Source organism: Pseudomonas tensinigenes, from assembly GCF_014268445.2.
GTDB classification, from domain to species: domain Bacteria; phylum Pseudomonadota; class Gammaproteobacteria; order Pseudomonadales; family Pseudomonadaceae; genus Aquipseudomonas; species Aquipseudomonas tensinigenes.
Genome location: NZ_CP077089.1, coordinates 4,860,020 through 4,882,351, shown reverse-complemented (window position 1 = coordinate 4,882,351; position 22,332 = coordinate 4,860,020). Strand labels below are relative to the sequence as shown.

The 22,332-nt window shown below is 59.0% G+C and carries 17 protein-coding genes; 10 read left to right on the top strand and 7 right to left on the bottom strand.

Annotated features, from left to right (window positions below; translation table 11 throughout):
- Positions 1–396: 396 nt before the first annotated feature.
- Entirely contained in the window at positions 397–2,070 is a 1,674-nt protein-coding gene (locus HU718_RS21535; protein ID WP_008088238.1) for a DEAD/DEAH box helicase, read from the top strand.
- A gap of 159 nt (positions 2,071–2,229) precedes the next feature.
- Here the strand turns inward: HU718_RS21535 and HU718_RS21530 are convergent, their stop codons facing one another.
- Complete coding sequence (locus tag HU718_RS21530) at positions 2,230–2,997, bottom strand: DODA-type extradiol aromatic ring-opening family dioxygenase (RefSeq protein WP_186613877.1); 768 nt, start codon at positions 2,995–2,997, stop codon at positions 2,230–2,232.
- A 103-nt stretch (positions 2,998–3,100) separates the two neighbouring features.
- Here HU718_RS21530 and HU718_RS21525 point away from each other — a divergent pair, with 103 nt between their 5' ends.
- Positions 3,101–3,748, top strand: a complete 648-nt coding sequence (locus tag HU718_RS21525; protein WP_186613879.1) for a thiopurine S-methyltransferase — start codon at positions 3,101–3,103, stop codon at positions 3,746–3,748.
- A 181-nt stretch (positions 3,749–3,929) separates the two neighbouring features.
- Here HU718_RS21525 and htpX read toward each other — a convergent pair whose 3' ends face one another.
- Positions 3,930–4,817, bottom strand: coding sequence for a protease HtpX (htpX, locus tag HU718_RS21520; RefSeq protein WP_007908619.1), 888 nt, complete (start codon positions 4,815–4,817; stop codon positions 3,930–3,932).
- Between the two features lie 303 nt (positions 4,818–5,120).
- Positions 5,121–6,332: a pyridoxal phosphate-dependent aminotransferase gene (locus HU718_RS21515; RefSeq protein WP_007908620.1), complete on the bottom strand. Its 1,212-nt coding sequence runs from the start codon at positions 6,330–6,332 to the stop codon at positions 5,121–5,123.
- 224 nt (positions 6,333–6,556) lie between these two features.
- Here HU718_RS21515 and msrB point away from each other — a divergent pair, with 224 nt between their 5' ends.
- The 3 genes from msrB to HU718_RS21500 all read left to right on the top strand — a co-directional run bounded on the left by msrB (position 6,557) and on the right by HU718_RS21500 (position 8,005).
- The gene (gene msrB, locus HU718_RS21510) at positions 6,557–6,952 is read left to right on the top strand and encodes a peptide-methionine (R)-S-oxide reductase MsrB (protein ID WP_150729583.1); all 396 of its coding nucleotides are present in this window, start codon (positions 6,557–6,559) and stop codon (positions 6,950–6,952) included.
- 109 nt (positions 6,953–7,061) lie between these two features.
- On the top strand, positions 7,062–7,547 hold the full coding sequence (locus tag HU718_RS21505; RefSeq protein WP_007908624.1) for a glutathione peroxidase: 486 nt from the start codon (positions 7,062–7,064) through the stop codon (positions 7,545–7,547).
- Positions 7,544–8,005, top strand: coding sequence for a MarR family winged helix-turn-helix transcriptional regulator (locus tag HU718_RS21500; protein WP_150706447.1), 462 nt, complete (start codon positions 7,544–7,546; stop codon positions 8,003–8,005). The genes HU718_RS21505 and HU718_RS21500 overlap by 4 nt, the downstream gene beginning before the upstream one ends.
- Here HU718_RS21500 and HU718_RS21495 read toward each other — a convergent pair.
- Entirely contained in the window at positions 7,989–10,310 is a 2,322-nt protein-coding gene (locus HU718_RS21495) for a hybrid sensor histidine kinase/response regulator (RefSeq protein WP_186613881.1), read from the bottom strand. The two genes, HU718_RS21500 and HU718_RS21495, sit on opposite strands and share 17 nt — an antisense overlap.
- A gap of 166 nt (positions 10,311–10,476) precedes the next feature.
- On the opposite strand from HU718_RS21495, the gene HU718_RS21490 reads away from it, so the two are divergent.
- Together HU718_RS21490 and HU718_RS21485 are read left to right on the top strand one after the other, a co-directional pair.
- Entirely contained in the window at positions 10,477–11,367 is an 891-nt protein-coding gene (locus tag HU718_RS21490) for an ATP-binding protein (protein WP_007908631.1), read from the top strand.
- Entirely contained in the window at positions 11,364–11,846 is a 483-nt protein-coding gene (locus tag HU718_RS21485) for a GAF domain-containing protein (protein WP_150706445.1), read from the top strand. Before HU718_RS21490 ends, HU718_RS21485 begins: the two co-directional genes overlap by 4 nt.
- Here the strand turns inward: HU718_RS21485 and HU718_RS21480 are convergent, their stop codons facing one another.
- Genes HU718_RS21480 through HU718_RS21470 form a run of 3 tightly spaced genes read right to left on the bottom strand, consistent with a single transcriptional unit; the run spans position 11,847 to position 19,119 of the window.
- Positions 11,847–14,792: an HD domain-containing phosphohydrolase gene (locus HU718_RS21480; RefSeq protein WP_186613883.1), complete on the bottom strand. Its 2,946-nt coding sequence runs from the start codon at positions 14,790–14,792 to the stop codon at positions 11,847–11,849.
- Between the two features lie 47 nt (positions 14,793–14,839).
- Positions 14,840–18,484, bottom strand: coding sequence for a transporter substrate-binding domain-containing protein (locus HU718_RS21475; RefSeq protein WP_186613885.1), 3,645 nt, complete (start codon positions 18,482–18,484; stop codon positions 14,840–14,842).
- An 8-nt stretch (positions 18,485–18,492) separates the two neighbouring features.
- Positions 18,493–19,119, bottom strand: coding sequence for a response regulator transcription factor (locus HU718_RS21470; protein ID WP_095120461.1), 627 nt, complete (start codon positions 19,117–19,119; stop codon positions 18,493–18,495).
- A 104-nt stretch (positions 19,120–19,223) separates the two neighbouring features.
- Here HU718_RS21470 and HU718_RS21465 point away from each other — a divergent pair, with 104 nt between their 5' ends.
- From HU718_RS21465 to HU718_RS21455, 3 genes are all read left to right on the top strand, one after another.
- The gene (locus HU718_RS21465) at positions 19,224–19,508 is read left to right on the top strand and encodes a helix-turn-helix transcriptional regulator (protein ID WP_186613887.1); all 285 of its coding nucleotides are present in this window, start codon (positions 19,224–19,226) and stop codon (positions 19,506–19,508) included.
- Positions 19,509–19,573: 65 nt separating this feature from the next.
- Entirely contained in the window at positions 19,574–21,520 is a 1,947-nt protein-coding gene (locus tag HU718_RS21460; protein ID WP_186613889.1) for a primase-helicase family protein, read from the top strand.
- A gap of 442 nt (positions 21,521–21,962) precedes the next feature.
- The gene (locus HU718_RS21455) at positions 21,963–22,181 is read left to right on the top strand and encodes a hypothetical protein (protein WP_186613891.1); all 219 of its coding nucleotides are present in this window, start codon (positions 21,963–21,965) and stop codon (positions 22,179–22,181) included.
- Positions 22,182–22,332 lie beyond the last annotated feature (151 nt).

The window sequence follows — 22,332 nt, the reverse complement described above, 5'->3', positions numbered from 1 at the left end:
GGTGCAGCGGCGGTATGCCGCACATCGATGAATCGTTTAAGCGTCATCGCCCGCAGGGCCGGGCCTTTGAAAAATAGACCTTGGCGCGATTATCCGCAAAACCCCGTTACACAGCGGTGACACAGGTATTTTGACGATAAAAAAAGCTCCCTTTTTGGGCAAAATCCGGTATAGTGCGCGCCGGCCTTTAACCGGGCCGCGTTTAGGTAGCGCATTTCCCGAAGTCAGCTTCGGCTGCACGTCCGCATTGCGGGCTCTTCCCGGACGATTCTTTTTTTCATTCATTCGTTTTCGCAAATCCCCGCCGACAAAGCTGCCAGGGCGACTCTTGAGTCTCAACACGGCATGCGCAGCTTTGGAGCATGGGTCTTTGCGGATGCACTTAGAGGCAGACCCATGACCCAGGAAACCGGCGGATTCGCCGCTTTTAATCTTAACCCGAATATTCTTGCAGCCGTCGCAGCGACCGGCTACGAAGAGCCTTCGGCGATTCAGCAGCAATCGATCCCGATCATCATGGCCGGCCAGGACATGATTGGCCAGGCGCAAACCGGTACCGGTAAAACCGCCGCGTTCGCACTGCCTATCCTGCACCGCATCGATCCTGCCAAGCGCGAACCGCAAGCCCTGATCCTGGCGCCAACTCGTGAGTTGGCGCTGCAAGTAGCAACCGCTTTCGAAACCTACGCCAAGCAAATGCCGGGCGTTACCGTTGTGGCCGTTTACGGCGGCGCGCCTATGGGCCCACAGCTGAAAGCAATCCGTAATGGCGCACAGATCGTTGTCGCCACTCCGGGCCGTCTGTGCGACCACCTGCGTCGTGACGAAAAAGTTCTGTCGACCGTGAACCACCTGGTTCTCGACGAAGCTGACGAAATGTTGAAACTGGGCTTCATGGATGACCTGGAAGTCATCTTCAAGGCTCTGCCAGCGACCCGTCAGACCGTTTTGTTCTCGGCTACCCTGCCGCAGTCGATCCGCGCCATTGCCGAACGCCATCTGCGCGATCCGCAACACGTGAAGATCCAGACCAAGACCCAGACCGTTACCGCGATCGAACAGGCTCACCTGTTGGTTCACGCTGACCAGAAGACTTCGGCCGTTCTCAGCTTGCTGGAAGTGGAAGACTTCGACGCTCTGATCATGTTCGTGCGCACCAAGCAAGCGACCCTGGATCTGGCCAGCGCCCTCGACGCCAAAGGCTACAAAGCCGCGGCGCTGAACGGTGACATCGCCCAGAACCAGCGTGAGCGCGTCATCGACTCGCTGAAAGACGGCCGTCTGGACATCGTTGTTGCGACCGACGTTGCCGCTCGTGGTCTGGACGTTCCGCGCATCACTCACGTGTTCAACGTTGACATGCCGTACGACCCAGAGTCCTACGTTCACCGTATCGGCCGTACCGGCCGTGCTGGTCGCGAAGGTCGTGCACTGCTGCTGGTGACTCCACGTGAGCGCCGCATGCTGCAAGTGATCGAGCGTGTAACCGGTCAGAAAGTTGCTGAAGTACGCCTGCCGGACGCTCAAGCTGTTCTCGATGCGCGCATCAAGAAACTGACCAACAGCCTGTCGCCGCTGGTTGCTGATGCCGAGTCGACTCACGGTGAGCTGCTCGATCGTCTGACTGCAGACATCGGTTGCACCCCGCGTGCCCTGGCTGCTGCGCTGCTGCGCAAAGCCACCAACGGTCAAGCGCTGAACCTGGCGGCGATCGAGAAGGAACGTCCACTGGTGCCGAACAACGCACCGCGTGGCGACCGTCCTGAGCGCACCGGTGATCGTCCTGATCGTGGTGACCGCGAGCGTCGCGCGCCAATGCCTCTGGGCGAAGGCCGTGCTCGTTGCCGTACCGCGCTGGGCGCGCGTGACGGTATCGCTGCGAAAAACCTGCTGGGCGCCATCCTCAACGAAGGCGGTCTGGCCCGTGAAGCGATCGGTCGCATCCAGGTGCGTGACAGCTTCAGCCTCGTCGAGCTGCCGGAAGATGGTCTGGACAAACTCCTGACCAAACTGAAGGACACTCGCGTTGCCGGTAAGCAGCTGAAACTGCGTCGCTATCGCGAAGATTGATCCGCCCTTGGGCTGATTGATCGAACATAAAAAATCCCCGACTGGTTCGGGGATTTTTTTTGTCTGCCTGAAAGATAAAAAGATCGCAGCCTTCGGCAGCTCCTACAGAGGGAACGCATTCCAAATGTAGGAGCTGCCGAAGGCTGCGATCTTTTGCTTTTAACCAAAGCGATAGATGTCCATCCCTAACGCACCCATCGTGAAGCCTTTATGCTCCACGCTGAACTCACCACCCGCACCCCGGGCAAAATACAGCGGCAACAAATGCTCATCACTCGGATGGCTACGCACTGCATTTGGTGCCTGCTGGCGATAATCATGCAGCGCTGCTTCATCGCCGGCCGCCAGCTTCTCGATCACCCAGTCACGGAAATCCCGCGCCCACGGCTCAACGCTCTCGGGGCCGGCGTGCCAGTCCAGTTCGCGCAGGTTGTGGGTGATGCTGCCGGAGCCGATCAGCAAAATGCCCTGATCACGCAGACTCGCCAGCGCGCGGCCGACCCGGGTTTGCAGCGCCGGGCCAGCGCGACTCGGCAGGGAGACCTGCACCACCGGGATATCTGCTTGCGGGTACATCAGCGACAACGGTACCCAGACACCGTGATCGAACGGACGCTGCGGATCGAGGCGTGCTGGCAGATTATTGGCAGTCAACAGATCGGCCACCTCAGCGGCCAACTGCGGATCACCCGGCGCCGGGTACTGCACTTCAAACAATGCACGCGGAAAGCCACCGAAGTCGTGCCAGGTTTCCGGTTGCGCATGGCTGCTGACGAGCAGTTCGTGGCTTTCCCAATGCGCAGAAACAATCACGATGGCTTTGGGTTTCGGTAATTCGGCGGCCAGACGCGCCAGCGCCGGGCCACTGGCGCCGGGCTCCAGCGCCAGCATGGGCGAACCATGGGAAATAAACAGGCTGGGAAACATGATGGGTTCCTGAGCGTTAAGATGAACTCATCTTCAGTCAGTTCACTGATCTAAATCTAATATAAGTTTTGATGCTTTTTGATCGAATTATTGGGAGTGATACATGCAGCCTGAGTTTTGGCACAAGAAGTGGGCTTCGGGGCAGATTGGTTTTCATCTGCCCGAGGTGAACCCGTATCTGCAGCGGCACTGGGCGGCCCCGGCATCGGCGCGGGTGCTTGTGCCTTTGTGTGGGAAAAGTCTGGATCTGGCGTGGCTGGCCGGGCGCGGTCATCGCGTGCTCGGGATCGAACTGTCGGAAAAAGCCGTCGAGAACTTTTTCAGTGAGCATCAGGTGCAGCCGCAGATCAGCGAGAAAGGCGCGTTCAAGGTCTATCGCAGCGATGCCTTCGAGTTGTGGTGCGGGGACTTTTTTGCGCTGACGGCGAGCGATGTGGCCGATTGCACCGCGTTGTACGATCGCGCAGCACTGATTGCCTTGCCGGCGCCAATGCGTGAGCGCTATGCGGCACATCTTCAGCAGATCCTCCCGCAGGGTGTGCAAGGGTTGCTGATTACGCTGGATTACAATCAGGCGCAGATGCCCGGGCCGCCGTTTGCGGTGGGGGATGATGAAGTGCAGCGGTTGCTGGGGGGTGTCTGGCAGGTGGAGGTATTGGAAGAGCAGGATGTGCTGAGTGAGAGCGGGAAGTTCTTGCAGGCTGGCGTGACGCGGCTGGAGGAGCGGGTTTACCGCGTTTCTTCCCGATAGTTTTTTGCTGACTGTGCCGGCCTCTTCGCGAGCAGGCTCGCTCCCACATTGGATGGGGGTTCGCAGGACCCGTGTGGGAGCGAGCCTGCTCGCGAAGAGGCCATCAACAACAATCCATTATTGGCAGGAACAAAAAAGGCCCGCATCACTGCGGGCCTTCTTCATGTTTACACCGGTCAGATCAACCGCGACGACGCAGCGCGTCGATACGCTCTTCCAGCGGCGGGTGGCTCATGAACATGCGGGCGAAGCCCTGTTTGATGCCACCGTTGATGCCAAAGGCGTTCAGGGTGTCCGGCATGTGCACCGGCAGGCCCTGTTCGGCGCGCAGGCGTTGCAGTGCGCCGATCATCGCGCTGGTGCCGGCCAGACGTGCGCCGGCTTCGTCGGCACGGAATTCGCGCTTGCGCGAGAACCACATGACGATCGCACTGGCCAGAATACCCAGTACCAGTTCGGCGAAAATGGTCGCCACGTAGTAAGCGATGCCCTGACCTTCTTCGTTCTTGAAGATGACCTTGTCGACGAAGTTGCCGATGATCCGCGCAAAGAACATCACGAAGGTGTTCACCACGCCCTGGATCAGCGCCAGCGTAACCATGTCGCCATTGGCCACGTGACCGATTTCGTGGGCCAGTACGGCTTTCACTTCATCGGGTGAGAAACGCTCGAGCAAGCCCTGGCTGACCGCGACCAGCGCGTCGTTCTTGTTCCAGCCGGTGGCGAACGCGTTCGCTTCATAGGCCGGGAAAATACCGACTTCGGGCATCTTGATCCCGGCTTCGCGGGACAGTTGCTCGACGGTTTGCAGCAGCCATTGCTCATGCCGGGTACGTGGCTGGCTGATGATCTGGGTACCGGTGCTCATCTTCGCCATCCACTTGGAGATGAATAGCGAGAACAGCGAGCCGGCAAAACCAAAGACCGCACAGAAAACCAGCAGCTGACTAAGGTCGAGATCAACCCCGTTGGCCGCCATGAACCCGTTGAAGCCGAACAGGCTCAGGGTGATGCTGGCTATCAGCACGACCGCCAGGTTAGTGGCCAAAAACAGCAGGATGCGCATCATGGTTGTAGAAATCTCCTCAAGCTAAAGATGTAGCGTACTGCGGGGTATATAAGGTGCTGCACCGGGCTATTCAACTGAGTGACTATTTCAAACTGTGTCCTACAGCGATTTCTTTGGTGCCAGGCACATTTCCCACGACAGATACCGATAGGGATGACGACCAGCCGCGACCCGTCGCCATTACGCTGGACGCAGGTAAACGGTACGAATCGCAAGTGTAGAAGGCGTGCGCAGAGGCGGAACGCAGAAGTGTTGCTGAATCAGACAGTGCGCAACGTTTGCCCGTTGCGCACTACTGGCCAGTTACTGGCGGTAGGACTTGAGGAAGTTGCCGATACGACCGATGGCCATTTCCAGATCATCGACGCGAGGCAGGGTAACCACGCGGAAGTGATCCGGCCACGGCCAGTTGAAGGCCGTACCCTGCACCACCAGCAGCTTCTCGGAGAGCAGCAGGTCGAGGACGAATTTCTCGTCGTTGTGGATCGGGCAGACCTTCGGGTCGATTTTCGGGAACGCGTACAGCGCGCCCATCGGCTTGACGCAACTCACGCCCGGAATGTCGTTGAGCAACTCCCAGGTGCGGTTGCGCTGTTCCAGCAAGCGACCCTGTGGCAGCACCAGATCATTGATGCTCTGGTAGCCGCCCAATGCGGTCTGGATCGCATGCTGGCTCGGCACGTTGGCACACAGGCGCATGTTGGCCAGCATGTCGATGCCTTCGATGTAGCTCTGCGCATTGTGTTTCGGCCCGGAGATGGCGATCCAGCCAGAGCGGAAACCGGCCACGCGGTACGACTTCGACAAACCGTTGAAGGTCAGGCACAGCAGGTCTGGCGCCAGCGACGCGGTGCAGATGTGCACGGCATCGTCGTACAGAATCTTGTCGTAGATCTCGTCGGAGAACACCACCAGGTTGTGCGCACGGGCGATTTCCAGCATGCCCAACAACACTTCCTTCGAATACACCGCGCCGGTCGGGTTGTTCGGATTGATGATCACCATGGCTTTGGTGTTCGGGGTGATCTTGGCCTTGATGTCGGCCAGATCCGGGAACCAGTCGGCACCTTCGTCGCACAGGTAATGCACGGCATTACCGCCGGCGAGGCTGACGGCGGCGGTCCACAGCGGATAGTCCGGGGCTGGCACCAGCACTTCGTCGCCATTGTTGAGCAGCGCCTGCAGCGACATCACGATCAGCTCGGACACGCCGTTGCCCAGGTAGATGTCTTCGATGCCGACACCTTCGACATTCTTTTGCTGGTAGTACTGCATCACCGCTTTGCGCGCGCTGAACAGGCCTTTGGAGTCGCTGTAGCCTTGCGCGGTCGGCAGGTTGCGGATCACATCCTGAAGAATTTCGTCCGGCGCTTCGAAACCAAACGGCGCCGGGTTGCCGATGTTCAGCTTGAGGATGCGCTGGCCTTCCTCTTCCAGTCGTTTGGCGTGCTTGAGCACCGGGCCGCGAATGTCGTAGCAGACGTTGGCGAGCTTGTTCGATTTGCTGAACTGCATGGCGATGTGATCCCGAAAATGAACGATCCAGGCGGCGAATGGACAACCGTGCTGGGATTCCTGTGTTTTCACACAGGCGGACGTCTTGAGCCGTGGCTCCCATAATCCGTTTGAATGCGCCCGGTCTGGCTGCCAGACTGGTGCGTGACGAGGCGCAATCATACGTGCCGCCCGATCCGTGGAAAAGGTACAGATCGGGCTTTTTCAGCCGCTGAGGTGTGATGATGGAAAAGTTGGAAAAAACCCTGGAAGAATGGCGGGCGATGCTCGACCCCGAGCAATACAACGTTTGTCGTCTGAGTGCGACCGAGCGCCCGTTCTCCGGCAAATACAACGACACCAAGACCGACGGTGTCTACCACTGCGTTTGCTGCAACGAAGCGCTGTTCGATTCCAAGACCAAATTCGATTCCGGCTGCGGCTGGCCGAGCTTCTATGCGCCGATCGGCGAAAGCGCGATGACGGAAATCCGTGATACCACGCACGGCATGATCCGCACGGAAGTGAAGTGCGCGCGCTGTGATGCGCATCTGGGCCATGTGTTCCCCGACGGCCCGCCGCCGACCGGCCTGCGTTATTGCATAAATTCGGTGTGCCTGAATCTCGAGCCGCGCGAATAAACGATCGAAGGCGGCCCTTGGGTCGCCTTGTTATTCGATAATTAAATTGCACACAATTTAATTGCTCGCTATGTTTGGTCTTTCCCGACTGTCTGCGGAGCCCCATGCCATGAGCGACAACCTGCTGAATATCCCTTGCACCACCATCAAGGGTGAACAAAAGACCCTGGCCGATTTCGCCGGTAAGGCGGTTTTAGTGGTCAACACTGCGAGCAAATGCGGTTTCACCCCACAGTACAAAGGCCTCGAAGAGCTGTGGCAGACCTACAAGGATCAGGGCCTGGTGGTCTTGGGCTTCCCGTGCAATCAGTTCGGCAAGCAGGAGCCGGGTAACGAAGGGGCGATCAGTGAATTCTGTGAGCTGAACTTCGGTGTCAGCTTCCCTCTGTTCAAGAAAATCGACGTTAACGGTGCCGACGCGCATCCGCTATTCGTGCAACTGAAAAAACGCGCGCCGGGTCTGCTTGGCTCCCAGGGCATCAAGTGGAACTTCACCAAGTTCCTGATTGGCAAGGACGGAAAACTGGTCAAGCGTTTTGCCCCGACCACCAAGCCGCAGGAGCTGAGCGGCGAGATCGAAGCCCTGCTCAAATGAACAGCCTGCCGGTCGATTCGCTGAAGCTCGACAGCCAGTTGTGCTTCAAGTTGTACGCCGCTTCCCGGGCGGTGATTCGCGCCTACAAGCCGATGCTCGATCAGCTCGGCCTGACGTATCCGCAATATCTGGCGATGCTGGTGTTGTGGGAATGGCAGGAAACTGCGCCGGAGCAACCGACCGTCAAGGCCTTGGGCGAGCGCCTGGCACTCGACTCGGGCACGCTGACGCCGTTGCTCAAGCGTCTGGAGCAGTTGCAGTGGGTGCAGCGCCAGCGTTCGACGCGTGATGAACGGCAAGTCCACCTGAGCCTGACACCGGCCGGCCAAGCCTTGCGCGAGCAGGTCGGGCCGCTCAAGGCCCGGTTGCTGTGCGACAGCGGGGTGGATCTGGAGCGCCTCAATGACTTGCGTGACGGCCTCGATCACTTGTTGGGGCAGATCAAAGCGCTGTCGTAGTCGGGATCCACTGATCGAGCAGTGCCGCCAGTTCCTCTCGGCGGAACGGCTTGGCCAGATAGTCGCTCATACCGGCCGCACGGCAGCGCTCGCGCTCCTCGGACATCGCGTTGGCAGTCAGGGCGACAATAGGCAGGTTTGGCCAGCGCCCGCTCTGGCGGATCTGCCGGCTGGCTTCGTAGCCGTCCATCACCGGCATGTTGCAGTCCATCAGCACCAGATCGAATTCATGATACTCCAACTGATCCAGCGCTTCGGCACCGTGGGCGGCGACGATGACTTCGCAGCCCAGTTTGCCAAGCATGCCTTTGGCCACCAGTTGATTGACCGGGTTGTCTTCGACCAGCAACACCCGCCCGCGCAGCACCGAGGGAGCGGTTTCGAGTTGCGCATCGTTGATTGCAACCACGTCCGGTTGCAGCGTGCGCCGCAGGTTCTGGTAGAGCGCGTTGCGCGCCAACGGTCGAGCCTGTTGTTGCAGAGGTGTGAGCGCGGCCGCTTCTTCGCTCGGCAGGAAACTGCCGTAGGCGGTCACCAGCAAAATCGGCGCAACGAGCGTCGGGCGGAGGCCGAACAGGCACTCAGGGCAATCGGTGATCACCACATCAGGGGTCAGGCCCAGCAGTGAGTCATCAATGGTGCGCTGTTCATACGCCAGTCCCCAGACTGGCAGCAGGCTCTGCAACAGTTCCGCCAGACCGCTGCTGGCTGCGGTGATGGCAAGGATTTTCCCGTGCAGCGGCGCAGGTGCCAGCGCGCGGGTATGGCAGGGCAGAGGTAGCTCGGCACAGAACTGACTGCCAAACCCGGTCTCGGAACTGATGGTCAGGCGCCCCTGCATGGCTTCGCAGAGGTTGTAGGTCAGCGCCAGTCCCAGGCCGGTGCCGCCATACTGGCGAGTGATGCCGGCGCCTGCCTGCGTGAACGGCTGGAAGATTTTCAGCTGCGCGTCCTGGGCGATACCGATGCCGGTGTCGCAGACCTCGACGCGCACGCCATCCTTGTAGGACGACAAGCGCACATCCACCCGGCCGAAGCGGGTAAATTTCAGCGCGTTGGACAGCAGATTACTGACGATCTGCCGCACGCGGGTCGGATCGCCCAGCACCAGTGCCGGGAAGTGCGGGTCGATCAGGCAGGTCAGTTCGACGCTCGGCGCGGCATTCTGCGACAGCAGATTGGCGGTGTCTTCGATCAATGAGCCGAGATCGAACGGAATGTGTTCGAGTTCCAGTTGGCCGGCATCGAACTTGGACAGGTCGAGGATATCGTTGAGCAGCTCAACCAGGACCTTGCCCGAGTCGTGGGCGATCGACAGTTGTTGCTGCTGCTCGGCGTTCAGCGGCCCGTCGAGCGACAGCGCGATCATCCCCAGCAGACCGTTGAGCGGTGTACGGATCTCGTGGCTCATATTGGCGAGAAACGCCGAACGGGCTTCGGCCATTTCCAGCGCGGTGCTGCGAGCGACTTCGAGTTCCTGATTGGACTGGCTCAGCCGTGCGTTGATCGCCTTGAGTTCAGCGGTGCGCGCCGAGACGATGTTTTCCAGTTGCCCGAGGTAGTCGGTCAGGCGGTTTTCGGCGTTGCGCCGTTGCTGGATCTCGGTGGCAATGTTCTCGAATTGCTGATTGGCGACTTTGACCAGCACACCGATTTCATCGTTGCCGTGGCCGGACGGGCACTCCAGTGTGGTCGGCTCGGCGCTGCGCGGGTCGCGTCCACTGAGTTCGCGGATCACCCGCACCAGCGGTTTGGTCAGCATCACGTAGAACAGCGCCAACAGAATGCCGGTGAGAATCAGACTGCGGGCGAAACCATTGAGCAGGGTGACCTCGGCCCGGCGCAGGAAGCGGCTGCCAAAGGCATAGGTGTCGACCTCGAGGCTCAACACCCCCAGCGATTCGTTGGGCAGATGATCCAGATACAGACGATCCTCGAACTGCCGTTTGGCGCCGAACAAAAAGTCGCTGATCACCCGATAGCCGCTTTGCAGCTCCGGGCGTTTGACGCTGGCCAGCACCGTACTGTTGTTGTCGATCAGTTGCGCAGAAATGATCGCCGGCGAGCGCAACAGCCCCAGGGTCAGTTCCTGCGCCAGTTCGGCGTCGATGTTGTAGGCGATCCGCGAGGCCGGGTTATGGCTGATTTCCAGCAAAGACAGGATTTCCCGGTTGATGGAGGCGTCTTCACTGGCATAATCGATGCCGATTTGCAGCAGGCTGAGCAGCGTGCCCAGAATGAACCCGACCAGCACGGTAAGCCTGGCTTGCTTGTAAGACAGCCGGTGGGTGAATTTGATATCCATGGGGTGTTGAACCACTTCCGTTTCCCTTCGCTGCTCAAGCATAGTCGATCATGTATGGATACCGAGGTTCCCGAATCGCCTTGTAACAAGGCTTGGTAGGTGAATTCTGATCTGTGCGTCGTCGCTGGATCGTCATCATCACTGTGAACGTGCCCGAGGAGAAGACGTGGATTCCCGATTGAATGCTTTTCTTGAACGCGCCGAGTCGGTTCTGGCGCGGATCGAACCGTTGTTGCCGGCACCTCGGCCGGTGATCGACTGGGGCACTTGTCTGGCGGCGCGCTGGCAGCGCGACGGGCGCAGCGGCTACTTGTTGCCGCTGGAAGTCAGCCTCGACATGCGCCTGTCCGACCTGATCGGTGTTGACCGTCAGCTTGAACAATTGGGGCGCAACACCCAGCAATTTCTCGATGGCATGCCGGCCAACCATGCGCTGCTGTGGGGTTCGCGCGGTACTGGCAAGTCCTCGCTGGTGCGGGCGTTGTTGGCAGAACACGCCGCCGCCGGCCTGCGCCTGATCGAGATCGAGCGCGATCATCTGGCGGATCTGCCGCGCGTGGTCGAGCAGATCGGCAAATTGCCACAACGTTTCGTATTGTTCTGCGATGACTTGTCGTTCGAATCCGGTGAGGGTGATTATCGCGTGCTCAAAAGCGTGCTCGACGGCTCGCTTGAACAGGCGCCGGACAACGTTTTGCTGTACGCCACTTCCAACCGTCGCCACCTGGTGCCGGAGAAGGAAAGCGACAACGAAAACTGGAAACGCGTCGACGGCGAACTGCACCCCAGCGAGGCCGTTGAAGACAAGATTGCGCTGTCGGACCGTTTCGGTCTGTGGCTGTCGTTCTACCCGTTTACCCAAGAACATTTCCTTAACGTCGTCGAGCACTGGATCGGCCAATTGGCCGCCAAGGCCGGTCTGAGCTGGCAGCGTGATGAAGAACTGGACATCCTCGCCGTGCGTTGGGCCACCGGCCGCGGTAATCGCAACGGACGTTGCGCGTACCAATTCGCCCGTTACTGGGTGGGACTGAAATTGTTGGAGCACAAGGCATGATTGATTTGCAACAAAGCGGCCAGGGCCTCGAAGGCTATGGCATGTTGGCCGCACAACTGGAATCGCTGCTGGCGGACGAGCGCGACTTCATCGCCAACGCCGCGCAGTTTTCGGCGTTTCTGTTCAACCAGCTCGATGACCTGAACTGGGCGGGTTTTTACCTCAATCGCAACGAAGAGCTGGTGCTCGGCCCGTTCCAGGGGCAGATCGCCTGTGTGCGTATTCCGTTCGGTCGTGGTGTGTGCGGTGCGGCGGCGGCCACTCTGCAAACCCAGCGGGTTGAAGACGTGCATGCATTCCCCGGCCATATCGCCTGTGACAGCGCTTCGAACAGTGAACTGGTCGTGCCGCTGGTCAAGGACGGTCGCCTGATCGGTGTACTCGACCTCGACAGCCCGAAACTGGCGCGTTTTGCTGAGCAGGATCAGGCCGGTATCGAGCAACTGGCGGCAATTTTCCTGCGTCTGACCGACTGTTGATCACGCGGTGAGGCCAGCCTTGTGCAACAGGCTGGCCGGATCGACTTTGTCGATCTGCGCGGGATCGAGAAAACGCACGGCGTACTGCATGTACACGCCTTCATTGATGAACAATCCAAACAGCTGGGCATCGATGTGCGCTTCGCGGCACATGGTCGCCATGATGGCCAGCGCCTCACTCAAGGTTTTGGCTTTCTTGTACGGGCGGTCGGCTGCGGTCAGCGCCTCAAAGATATCGGCAATCGCCATCATTCGCGCCGGCAGGCTCATGTCCTCACGCTTCAGGCGTTTCGGGTAACCGGTGCCGTCCATTTTTTCATGATGACCGCCGGCGATCTCGGCGATGCTGTCAAGGTGGCCGGGGAAGGGCAGGTGGCTGAGCATCATGATCGTCTGCACCATGTGATGATTGATCACATAGCGCTCTTCGCGGGTCAGGGTGCCGCGGCTGATGCTCAGGTTATACAGCTCGCCGCGATTGTATTTGTAGCGCGGTACATCCAGCTTGAAGCCCCATGGATTGTCTTCGGGAATCAACTCGTTCGGGTCACGTTCGAGCAAGTGCTCGGGCTTGTCTGCCAGAAGTTTTTCACTGACCGGCAAGATCGGTGGGGGCGTGCGCGCCTGACGCCGGTTTTCCTCCCATGACACGCCCAGTCGGTCGTCAAGGGTGCGCATCCAGGTGCGTTGCGCCAGTTGATCAAGACGTTGCAGATCCGCTTCAGCCATGGCCTCACTGCCCAGATTACAACGCGCGACGAACGCAAAATCGTCGTCCAGCGCCGTCAGTGTGGCGTCGCGCAATTGCGCCAGTGCTGTCTCATCGCCGCCCAAGGCCCGCGCCTGCCAAAAGCTGATCCAGGCATCACGCTTGAGCACTTCGAAACGGGTGCGGATCTCATGAATGCGGTCGCTGATGGTTTCCAGTTTGGTCGCCTTGTCGACCACGTATTCCGGCGTCGTTACCTTGCCGCAATCGTGCAGCCATGCGGCAATGTGCAAGGCTTCCCATTCATCCTCGCTTGGCTGATAGGCACTGAACGCCGGCGCCTGACTGGCGGCCGCTGCCTGGGCGAGCATCAGCGTCAGCTCTGGCACGCGCTGACAATGCCCGCCGGTATAAGGACTCTTGGCGTCGATGGCGCCGGCAAGTAACTGAATAAAGGCGTCGAGCAACTGCTTCTGGCGGGCTTGCAGGCGCTGGCTCTCGATGCTCACTGCGGCAGCGCCTGACACTGCCTGCAAGAAAGCGATACGGTCAGGGCGCAGTTTTTCCAGGTCGGCTGCCGTGCCGCTGTCGTTGACCAGCAGGATCAACAGGCCGATAGTTTCGTCGTGGCGATTGTGCAGGCGGATGCCGATCAGATGAACCCGTGGCGATTGCATCACCAACAGGACTTTCTGCAGATCGGCGGCCTGATCGACGCCGAAATTGCTGACGACATTGTTGGCGCTGACCAATTGTTCGAACCACACCGGGCCTGTGCTTTGTTGCAGGTCGTGGCCCTGAATGTCGAACGCTTCCAGTGCCTGAGGCGTGCCATCGATCACCAACCCGTAAGGCTCCATACGGCTGCTGTCGCTTTCACGCAGATAGATCAACCCTGCCTGCGCCTGGGCGATCTGTACCGTTTCGAACAGCACCCGTTGCAGCAATGGGGCGAATCGGGTTTCGGCGCCCAAAGTGTCGGTGATGCGGAAGAAACTCGCCAACGTGTCTTTCATCCGCGCCATCGACACGCTCAACTGGTCGACTTCCAGTACCGGCGAGCGTCGAGTCAGCGGAAAGTTGAAATCGAAGCTGCGGATCGCGTCCGCTTCCTTGACCAGCGCATGCAGCGGTTTGACCAGAATCCGCGAGATTACCCAACCCAGTGGCAGGCACAACAGCAAGGTGGCCAAGGTAATCAACGCGCCTTGCCAGCGCATGCGATAGGCATCGACCAGCAATTCGTCTTCCGGCACCAGGAGTGCCAACTGCAAGCCTTTGGGGCCACCTTCCTCAATGCTGCTGCGAGCGACTATCCATTGCCGGCCATCGACTTCCAGTCGCTTGCCCGTGTGCTCTACGGACAGTAACGCGTGCAGGCTCGGGCTCAGGTCGGTCGCTTTGGCCAGATGCGTGGAGCTGTCGTCGACGATCAGACGGCTGCTGTCGGGATATGCCACGGCGTTACCGTCGGCATCGAACAGGGCAATGTCAGTGGAGGGCGTGACCACATGTTTGCTCAGGGTCGCAGACAGTGCAGCCAGCGTCAGGTCGGCACCGATCACTGCGTTTTCACCACTGCGCCGGGCCAGTGTGGTGCCGACATTGTGGGTTGAAAAAAACACATAGGGTTCGGTGGTGATCTGTTCGGTTTGCTGGCGGGCATTGATGAACCAGGCGCGGTTGCGCGGATCATAAGGGTCGTCGGTATTTTCCTGGTGGCCGATCGGGGTCAGGGCCTGATCGAAGAACAGCGATTGCGAGCGCGCTTTCCCTTGCGGGTCATGCTCGATGCTCCACACCTGATAAGCCGCCGCTTCTGGAGCCTTGAGCAGGGCCTTGATCGCCGAGGTGCGAAGCGGGCGCACCATGAAGAAATCACCGTTGGCGTAACCCAGATACAGCGAGGCCAGATTCGGGTTATCACTGAGCGCCTGGCTGAACGGCCTGAGCAGCGGCAATCGTTGTTCCAGGGCCAAGGCCTGTGTCGCGGGATTGACCGCCAACAGGCTCAATAAATGGCGGATCGGCTGATAGGTGGCGGACAGGTCGAGCCGCACGTCCTGTTCGATCCGGCTGAACAGCTTGTCGCTGCTCGACAGGATGATCTGCGTGGTCTGGCGATAATTGAACAACCCCAGCACCACGCCGGTGAGCAGCAGGAGAAACGTGAACATGACACTGATGTGCACGTGCAGCGGGAACCGGCGCTGTTCCGGGCGCAGTGGGCTGGGCATTTCAGGTTCTCCATGATGTTTAACTCACTGCTCAGCGCCAAGCATAGTTAAGGCACGCTAATCGTGCCTTGATCGGACAATGCCAATTGTTGCTGCAAGGCCTGCTCCAGTTCGAGCATCGCCCGGTTGATCGCCTCGCAACGACGAGCGATCTCGTTTGTCGCCAAGTCTTGCGTGCAGGCGAGCTCCAGGGCGTCGCAGCATTCGATTACCCGTGATGCCTGAGCGATGCGTGCGGCCCCCTTGATCTTGTGAGCGACCACCGCCAAGGCTCCGCGATCATCCTGCGGCGACAGCGCGAGCAGTTCCTGTCGGTCGAGGCGGCTGCTCTTGAGCAGTTCAACCAGCAAGCGCCGGGCCTGGGCAGGGCTGCCGCCCGTCAACATGTTCAGACTTCGCAGGTTGAATGCCGGTGGGGGCGACGCCGCTGCGATGCCGTCGATCCATTGGCTGAGCAGACTCAGGCTCAGTGGCTTGAACAGGCAATCGTTCATGCCTGCCTGTTTGCAACGCTGGATTTCCTCAGGTTGCGCATTCGCCGTGAAACCCAACACCGAGCAAGGTGGGAGGCGGTTCTGCAGTTCATGCTGGCGAATGGCGCGCGTCAGTTCATAGCCGTTCATCAAAGGCATGTTGCAATCGACAATCACCAGATCGAAGGCGCCTTCTTTCCAGCGTTCGAGTCCGCTACAGCCGTTCTCGGCGATGCTGAAGTGATGGCCGAGAAATTCCAGTTGCTGACACATCAACAAACGATTGGCCGGATGATCATCCACCACCAGAACGCGCAGCGGTGTCTGCGAGGTCTTGATCGCTGGCTCATCCCTGGCCGCGCTCGCCTGTGCCGGCAAGCTGTCCAGTGGCAGGGAAACGCAGACCTGTGTTCCGATGCCGGGCTGGCTGCTCAATTGCAACTGGCCGCCCATCATTTCACACAGGTTGCGACTGATCACCAGCCCCAGACCTGCGCCACTTCGGGCTTGCTGAGGGCTATTTTCTGCCTGGGCAAAGGGCTCGAACAATCGTTGCTGATCCTCTGCACTGATACCCGCACCGCTGTCTTGTACGGTCAATTGCATCAGAGCCCGCCCAGGCACATCAGTGGTCATGAGGTCGACGCTGATTCTGATGTGTCCTTGCTCAGTGAATTTGATGGCGTTGCTGATCAGATTGGATAGCACTTGCTTGAAACGCAGTGGGTCCAGGCATACATCGACCGCCAGATCCGGCGGATTGAAGATGACTTGCAAAGCGAGATTCTTCTGCCGGGCCAGGCCGTCGAAGATTCTTGCGACAGACGCTACTGTGTCCACCAGATTGACCCGTTCCGGGCACAGACTCAGGCGTCCGGATTCGATCCGTGCGATGTCGAGGATGTCGCCGATCAAACCCAACAGATCCTTGGCCGAGTGGTAGGCAGTGTCGATCGAAGAGCGATCCGGATGGTGTTGATCGATGCGTTTGAGCGTCAGTTCAAGCATGCCGATCACCGCATTCATGGGCGTACGGATTTCATGGCTCATGGTGGCCAGGAATGTACTTTTCGCCCGGTTGGCGTCATCTGCCTGTTCCTTGGCCGCACGCAGTTCCTCAAACAGCTGTCGGCGTTCGCTGATGTCGATCCAGCCACCGATGATGCCTTTCACGTCGCCGCTGGAGTCCCGGTACGGCAGTATCCAGTGATAGATCGTCAGGCGTCGTTTGCCGATGTGCAGAGGCCGGTCGAGCACCAGCGCAGTGCCTTCGGCGACCACTCGCTGATAATCGGCATGAAAGGCCTGGGCCTCGAAAGCGTTGCTCAGGGTGCCCTGCATGACGCTTTTGCCTATCACGTCCTCACGCTTGGCATTGAACACTTCGAGATAGCTGTCATTACAGCTTTGCAGCAGACCCTGGCGATCGCGTACGTAGATCGGATGCGGCGTACCGTTGACCAGCGAGCGCATGAATTCGAACTGATCGTTCAGGGCCCGCTCAGCCGCCTGGCGTTGTTTGATCTGGTGTCGCATGTAGGCGTTCCAGGCAAGCAGGAGCAACAGGAGCAGGCAGGCGCCGATGATCACTTGATAGAACAGGCGCTGGTAATTGCGCCAGATGTTTTGCGAGGCGCTGGAATATCCACGCCAGCGCCCGTTGATGACGCCGAGTTCTTCCGGGGAAATGCTCAGAAGCGCTTTGTTGATGATCGAGCCCAGTTCCGTGTTGTCACGTGCGGTTGCCAGAGAAAACTCGGCCTGACCGGTGCCGATGGTGGTAGTGATCTGCAGCGCCTGCTCGAAGATTCGCGAAGAAATGAAGTAGTTGGCGATCACCAGTGAATTCACCGCACCGTCGACATGGCCTTTGGCGAGCAGCGAGACGGCGCTGAAGGTATCTGCCGTTTCGATCAACTGGATCCGTGGAAATTCGCGTCGCAGGTACTCGACCAGGGGATTGCCTTGGGCGATCGCCAGTTGCTTGCCTTTGAGCTGACCCAGGTTAGTCGGACTGTCGGCACTCTTGCGCGTCAGCAGCACATAGGAGTTTTCCAGATAGGGCCGACTGAAACTCAGAGTTTTTTCTCGCTCGGCGGTTGGCAGCAAGGCCGCGATGAGATCGGCCTGGTGGTCATCGATCTGTTTGATCATCTCGGCGTCGTTGCGGCTGCGATGGACCTCGAAGCGCAGGCCGGTGCGCAGGCGAATCAGTTCGAGAAGATCGGCGCTGATCCCGCGAAAATTGCCTGCGTCATCGAAGAAGGTCAGCGGCGCATAGGCCTCATTCACCACCACGCTCACTACCGGATGCTGCTGCAGCCATGTTTCTTCGCGTTCGGTCAGTTGCAGTTTCTGGTCGGTGAGCAGCAGGTCGCTGCCGGCGCTCCAGCGTTTGGCGATGTTCTCGCGCTCGCTACGCGGCACCGCTTTAAGCACGGCGTCGACGATATTCAATAACTGCGGATTGTTTCGACGTACGGCGAAGCTGAACCCCTGGGCTTCCTGTTTGCCGAAATTGGCCATGCGCACGTTATTGAGGTAGCCCTTGTTGATCATGTAGTGGGTGGAGATCGTGTCGCCGAGAAACACGTCGGCCTGGTCGAAGGCCACGGCGTTAATGGCATTCTGGTAGGAGGGATAGCAGGTGATGAGCGCTTTGGGATACAGCGCCTTGACCTCATGCAGAGGCAGATAGTGGTAGACCATGCTCAGGCGCAATCCTGCCAGGCCTTTACTCAGGCTGCGGGTTTCGCCTTCGCGGGTAACGAGCACAGGTTGATCGTTGGCATACGGTTCGGACAGCGCAAGGTTGGCATTGGCGGATTCATAGCCGTTGGCTGTCCCGAGCAGGTCAATCTGGCCATCGACCAGAGCGCGAATGGCAGCATCCCGGGAGGCAAAACGTTTGACCTTGACCGGCAAACCGGTGGCTTGAGCGACAAGCCCGACATAGTCGGCGGTGAGACCTTCATAATCGTGACCGCTGACGGTCATGTCGAACGGTGGATAGTCAGGAGCGGACGTTCCGAGTATCAACTCGTCGCGCGTTTGCAGCCACTGTCGTTGAGACTGTTCCAATACAACCGGCACCGGCTCGCCTGCCGATCGGCTGAGCAAGGCATAGTCCGGTGAATCAACGGGCATGGCAAACACATTGGCACTCAGGTACAGACCTGTGCTCAATGCAATTAAATAGTCTTTCAAACGACTGGGCATGCGGGGTCTCACACGAGTGCGTTGCGTTTGGCCATCTCGATAAGTTCTACAAGGGATTTGGCTTTGAGTTTTTGCATCAAGCGTTTTTTATAGGTACTGACCGTTTTATTGCTGAGAAACATGCCCTTGGCTATTTCCTTGTTGGTACGGCCTTGGGCAAATAACTGCAAAACCATTAATTCGCGATCATTGACGGATTTGAACAGTTCCAGTTCTGCATAACGAGTATCGTCGCTGCGAACCGGATTCAACGCCTGACTGGGGAAATAGTTGTAACCGGACAGCACCGCTTTTATCGCACTGACCAGTTCGCTCAAGTCTTCCTGTTTACAGACATACCCGGAAGCACCGGACTGCATGCAACGAATACCGAATAACGTCGGACATTGAGCAGTCAGCACCAGGGTTTTGAGCGGCGAACTCATGGCGTTGAAGCGGGCAAGTACCTCCAGGCCATCAAGTTTTGGAATGCTGATGTCGAGAATGATCAGGTCCGGCATGCACTCGCGCACCATTTGCATGGCATCGACCCCGTTGTCGGTTTCGCCGACGACCTTGTAGCCTTCATGTTCCAGCAGCATTCGAACGGCGAGACGGATGACCGGGTGATCGTCGACAATAAAAACGGAGTTCATAATCAACTGCGGCACAGGTGCAAAAAGGCGCTCTAGAACAAGGCTCCTACTGCTGGTCGCGCGATGATCTACCCCGAAAGCTACCCCGGCAGGAGCGCCCCGACATGAGCAGAGCCAGAGCCAGAGAAATCGCCAAGACCGTCGACACCTTTCTGCACCCGGATGACCTGATGAGGGCGATCGGTGTCAGTCGCAACACACTGGACAACTGGGTGGCAGCCGGGCATTTTCCCGCCCCCGTGGAAATCGGCATGACCCGCGCCGGCGGGTATGCCGGCCGTGTGGCCTGGCTGAAGAGCGAGGTGGACGCCTGGATCCTCGCACGCGCAGCGGCACGACCAGTGCCCAATCCGCTGGCTGCGTTCGACGGTGCCAATCAGCCTGCCTGAATTTTCTACGGACAAAAGAAAACCCCAAGGAGCGCGAACTCGAAGGGGTTAAGGGGTATTTCCTGATGAGTAATTATAGCTCGACTGCGTCCGCAAGTCTTCGACTGCCGCCGTCAATCTTCGACCTCGCCGCGCAGTTCCAGGCCAAGCGAAACGTCGCACCCTCGGTGCTGACAATGACCGAGCGATCAATCACTGCCACAGCTACCACGCCCGCCATTGCCTTCGCAGCGGATCCACAGCCAGCAGCCAACGAAGCCGTCGTGTGGGACGCCGAGGCGTGGCTCTCTGCTTTTGACCTGGCGCTGGCTACCGACGACGGCGAACAGCAGGACGCGCTCGCGGTACACGCCAAGCAGGCCATGGAGGACGCACAACGCCGCGGCGATAAGGTTTGTGTGCAATCGATCCAGTCAGCAGCCAAGCAGGCCAGAACCGCGCGCGAGGACAGCCTCCAGCAGACAGAGGATGATGTCCAGGAAGGCCCCGTGCCGAATGTAGAGGCACCTTTCGGCACGAATGCCGCCAGCCTATTAGTTGCGCCTGTTGGCCAGAGTCAGCAAGTGACGCCACAACCCTCCGATCGGCAACCCAAGGCGGGAGATATCGACCTTGAGTCCCGTGAAATTCTTCGCTACATCAGCGAAGATTTTGTGCTGCTCACCTCCGGCGGCAAGGTTGTCGCCTACCACATCGAAAGCGGCGATACGTTCTGCAAGGAAGGCATGCGTCAGCATTGCGCGAAGCACTACGGGAGCATTCAGATACTGGCTGCCGACAAGGATGGAAGCATGGCGTGGAAGCAAGCGCCTGCAGGGGATGTCTGGTGGCAGTGGAACGAACCGGATCGCCGTGTGGTGCGCCGCATCGTGATGGAGCCCACCAGCAAGGCGGCTTTTCAGGATGCCGATGATTGCCCTGACGTGTTCAACCGCTGGCACCAGTTGAAAATCACCATGGCTGAACGAAACCCGGCAGCTACAGCGGAGGACGTCACGATCCTGACGAATCACCTGATGTACCTGGCCGGCGGCGATGTGGTTGGCGTGACGTTCTTTCTGTGCTGGCTGGCGCAGCTGTACCAAACACCTGAGATCAAAATGCCGACCGCTGTGCTGCTGTATTCGCAACAGGGGAGGGTGGGCAAAAACCTGCTCGGCCGACTCATTTCCAAGGTGTTCGGCGCCCCGTTGGTACTGACCAGCGGCAGCAGCAAGATCCTGACGTCGAAGTTCAACGACAGCATCCTGCACAAGCGAATCATCTTCATCAATGAGGTACGGATCGGGCCGAAGGACAAGGATGCGGTAGAGGAATTCAAGAACACGATCTCCGAACCCACCATGCAGTTCGAAGGCAAGGGCGTTGCGTCGAAAGAAATCAAGAACATCGCCCACTACATCATCACGTCCAACCACGCAGACGCGCTGCCGTTGATGGAGAAGGACGGGCGGATCGCGGTACTGCGCTGCCTCGCCGAGCGCCAAAGCGACCAGTACTACAAAGACCTGATTGACTGGATTGACGGCCCCGGTGCACCTGCGCTGGCACAGGTACTGGCCACATGGGTGTTTCCCAAGGATTGGGACCCGTATGCACCAGTGCCGCAGACAGAAGCGGCGCGGGCCATGCAGAAGGCGGCGCGGGGGCATGGCATCAACTGGCTTGAAGAGCGCGTCGCGGGGCGTGAAGGCCCGTTCGCCAAACAGATCGTCCGCTGCCAGAGCATCTTCATTCAGTTGGCGGCGATCCCCACCTACGAATCAACCATGAAGGCCTACGGGATCAGCCCCCAAACGCTCCCAGGCATGCTGTCCAAGTTGGGGTTTAAGCAGCTGTTCAAGCCAGACAAAGAGGGCAGACCCTCCACCAACCCGAACCGCAAGTGCTGGTGCTCTGATAACGCTGACTGGTGGGATCAACGGCCGGACACTGTTTGGACTGACTACATCAAAGACGGCATCGCCCCCGAGGGCATGCCGCCGTTCGAGGGTGAAGGCGATGAAAGTTGATAGGGGTCATGGCTAGGACACCACCGAATCCCTACCTGCAGACTATGAGCATGGTTCTGGTTATGACCGATCCGCCGTACAGGCTGTACTGGCCACCCCCGACCACGCTCCCTGTGTCGCCAGATCTTTCCAGAACCTCGTACCCGCGCGCACCACATAAGTCACCGGCCTTTTCTAGGCATTTACCCCAGTTCAATGCACTCCCTGAACAATCGATGCTGAACCCCTCGCGGCCGTCAGGTGTGTATGTCTTAGAAGAGATGGCGCAACCACCGAGGACCATAATCAGGCCTATTAAAACGAGGGTCCGTTTCATGCGTTCTTACTCCAAGGATGGAAGATAGCCTGCCTCGTCGCCATGCCGAAGTAGCGTAGCTGTGTATTCGGCACAATGCGTTAAGTACGGTGCTACGCTTCGGTTTTCTCGAACGGAATCGAATCGATGCCCACCGAATACTCCCTACCCGACACCCTCGATCGTATCTACACCAATCAATTGGCGCTTGAAGCCGCGATCATGGAGCTGACTTTGCTCATCGAGCAGCAGGGCCATACCGAGGTCGGCGAGAACGTGCGTGGTGCCCTCTACGCGATTGGGGAGAACGCTGGGCACATCAAACAAGGCATCGCCAAGCTCGTCCTCCAGCACAGAGGTGACTGATCAGCACGCCACCGCTATCATCGCTGGCTATTTGCCACGAATGGATCGCGGCGGGGCATGAGAGGGGCTGTGATGGCGGGTCTATGGGAGCCGGTGAACGGCGTGTTTTGGAGAGTGTCCCCAGCTGTGCCGGACGAGGGGTGGCCGCTGT

What these genes read in the sequence shown, in the direction of transcription:
- HU718_RS21515 (WP_007908620.1), bottom strand. Translation starts at nt 6,332, where the DNA reads ATGCAGTTCAGCAAATCGAACAAGCTCGCCAACGTCTGCTACGACATT.
- HU718_RS21500 (WP_150706447.1), top strand. Translation starts at nt 7,544, where the DNA reads ATGAACAGCCTGCCGGTCGATTCGCTGAAGCTCGACAGCCAGTTGTGC.
- HU718_RS21475 (WP_186613885.1), bottom strand. Translation starts at nt 18,484, where the DNA reads ATGCCCAGTCGTTTGAAAGACTATTTAATTGCATTGAGCACAGGTCTG.
- HU718_RS21495 (WP_186613881.1), bottom strand. Translation starts at nt 10,310, where the DNA reads ATGGATATCAAATTCACCCACCGGCTGTCTTACAAGCAAGCCAGGCTT.
- HU718_RS21465 (WP_186613887.1), top strand. Translation starts at nt 19,224, where the DNA reads ATGAGCAGAGCCAGAGCCAGAGAAATCGCCAAGACCGTCGACACCTTT.
- HU718_RS21480 (WP_186613883.1), bottom strand. Translation starts at nt 14,792, where the DNA reads ATGCCCAGCCCACTGCGCCCGGAACAGCGCCGGTTCCCGCTGCACGTG.
- HU718_RS21455 (WP_186613891.1), top strand. Translation starts at nt 21,963, where the DNA reads ATGCCCACCGAATACTCCCTACCCGACACCCTCGATCGTATCTACACC.
- HU718_RS21530 (WP_186613877.1), bottom strand. Translation starts at nt 2,997, where the DNA reads ATGTTTCCCAGCCTGTTTATTTCCCATGGTTCGCCCATGCTGGCGCTG.
- htpX (WP_007908619.1), bottom strand. Translation starts at nt 4,817, where the DNA reads ATGATGCGCATCCTGCTGTTTTTGGCCACTAACCTGGCGGTCGTGCTG.
- HU718_RS21485 (WP_150706445.1), top strand. Translation starts at nt 11,364, where the DNA reads ATGATTGATTTGCAACAAAGCGGCCAGGGCCTCGAAGGCTATGGCATG.
- HU718_RS21535 (WP_008088238.1), top strand. Translation starts at nt 397, where the DNA reads ATGACCCAGGAAACCGGCGGATTCGCCGCTTTTAATCTTAACCCGAAT.
- msrB (WP_150729583.1), top strand. Translation starts at nt 6,557, where the DNA reads ATGGAAAAGTTGGAAAAAACCCTGGAAGAATGGCGGGCGATGCTCGAC.
- HU718_RS21460 (WP_186613889.1), top strand. Translation starts at nt 19,574, where the DNA reads ATGAGTAATTATAGCTCGACTGCGTCCGCAAGTCTTCGACTGCCGCCG.
- HU718_RS21525 (WP_186613879.1), top strand. Translation starts at nt 3,101, where the DNA reads ATGCAGCCTGAGTTTTGGCACAAGAAGTGGGCTTCGGGGCAGATTGGT.
- HU718_RS21470 (WP_095120461.1), bottom strand. Translation starts at nt 19,119, where the DNA reads ATGAACTCCGTTTTTATTGTCGACGATCACCCGGTCATCCGTCTCGCC.
- HU718_RS21505 (WP_007908624.1), top strand. Translation starts at nt 7,062, where the DNA reads ATGAGCGACAACCTGCTGAATATCCCTTGCACCACCATCAAGGGTGAA.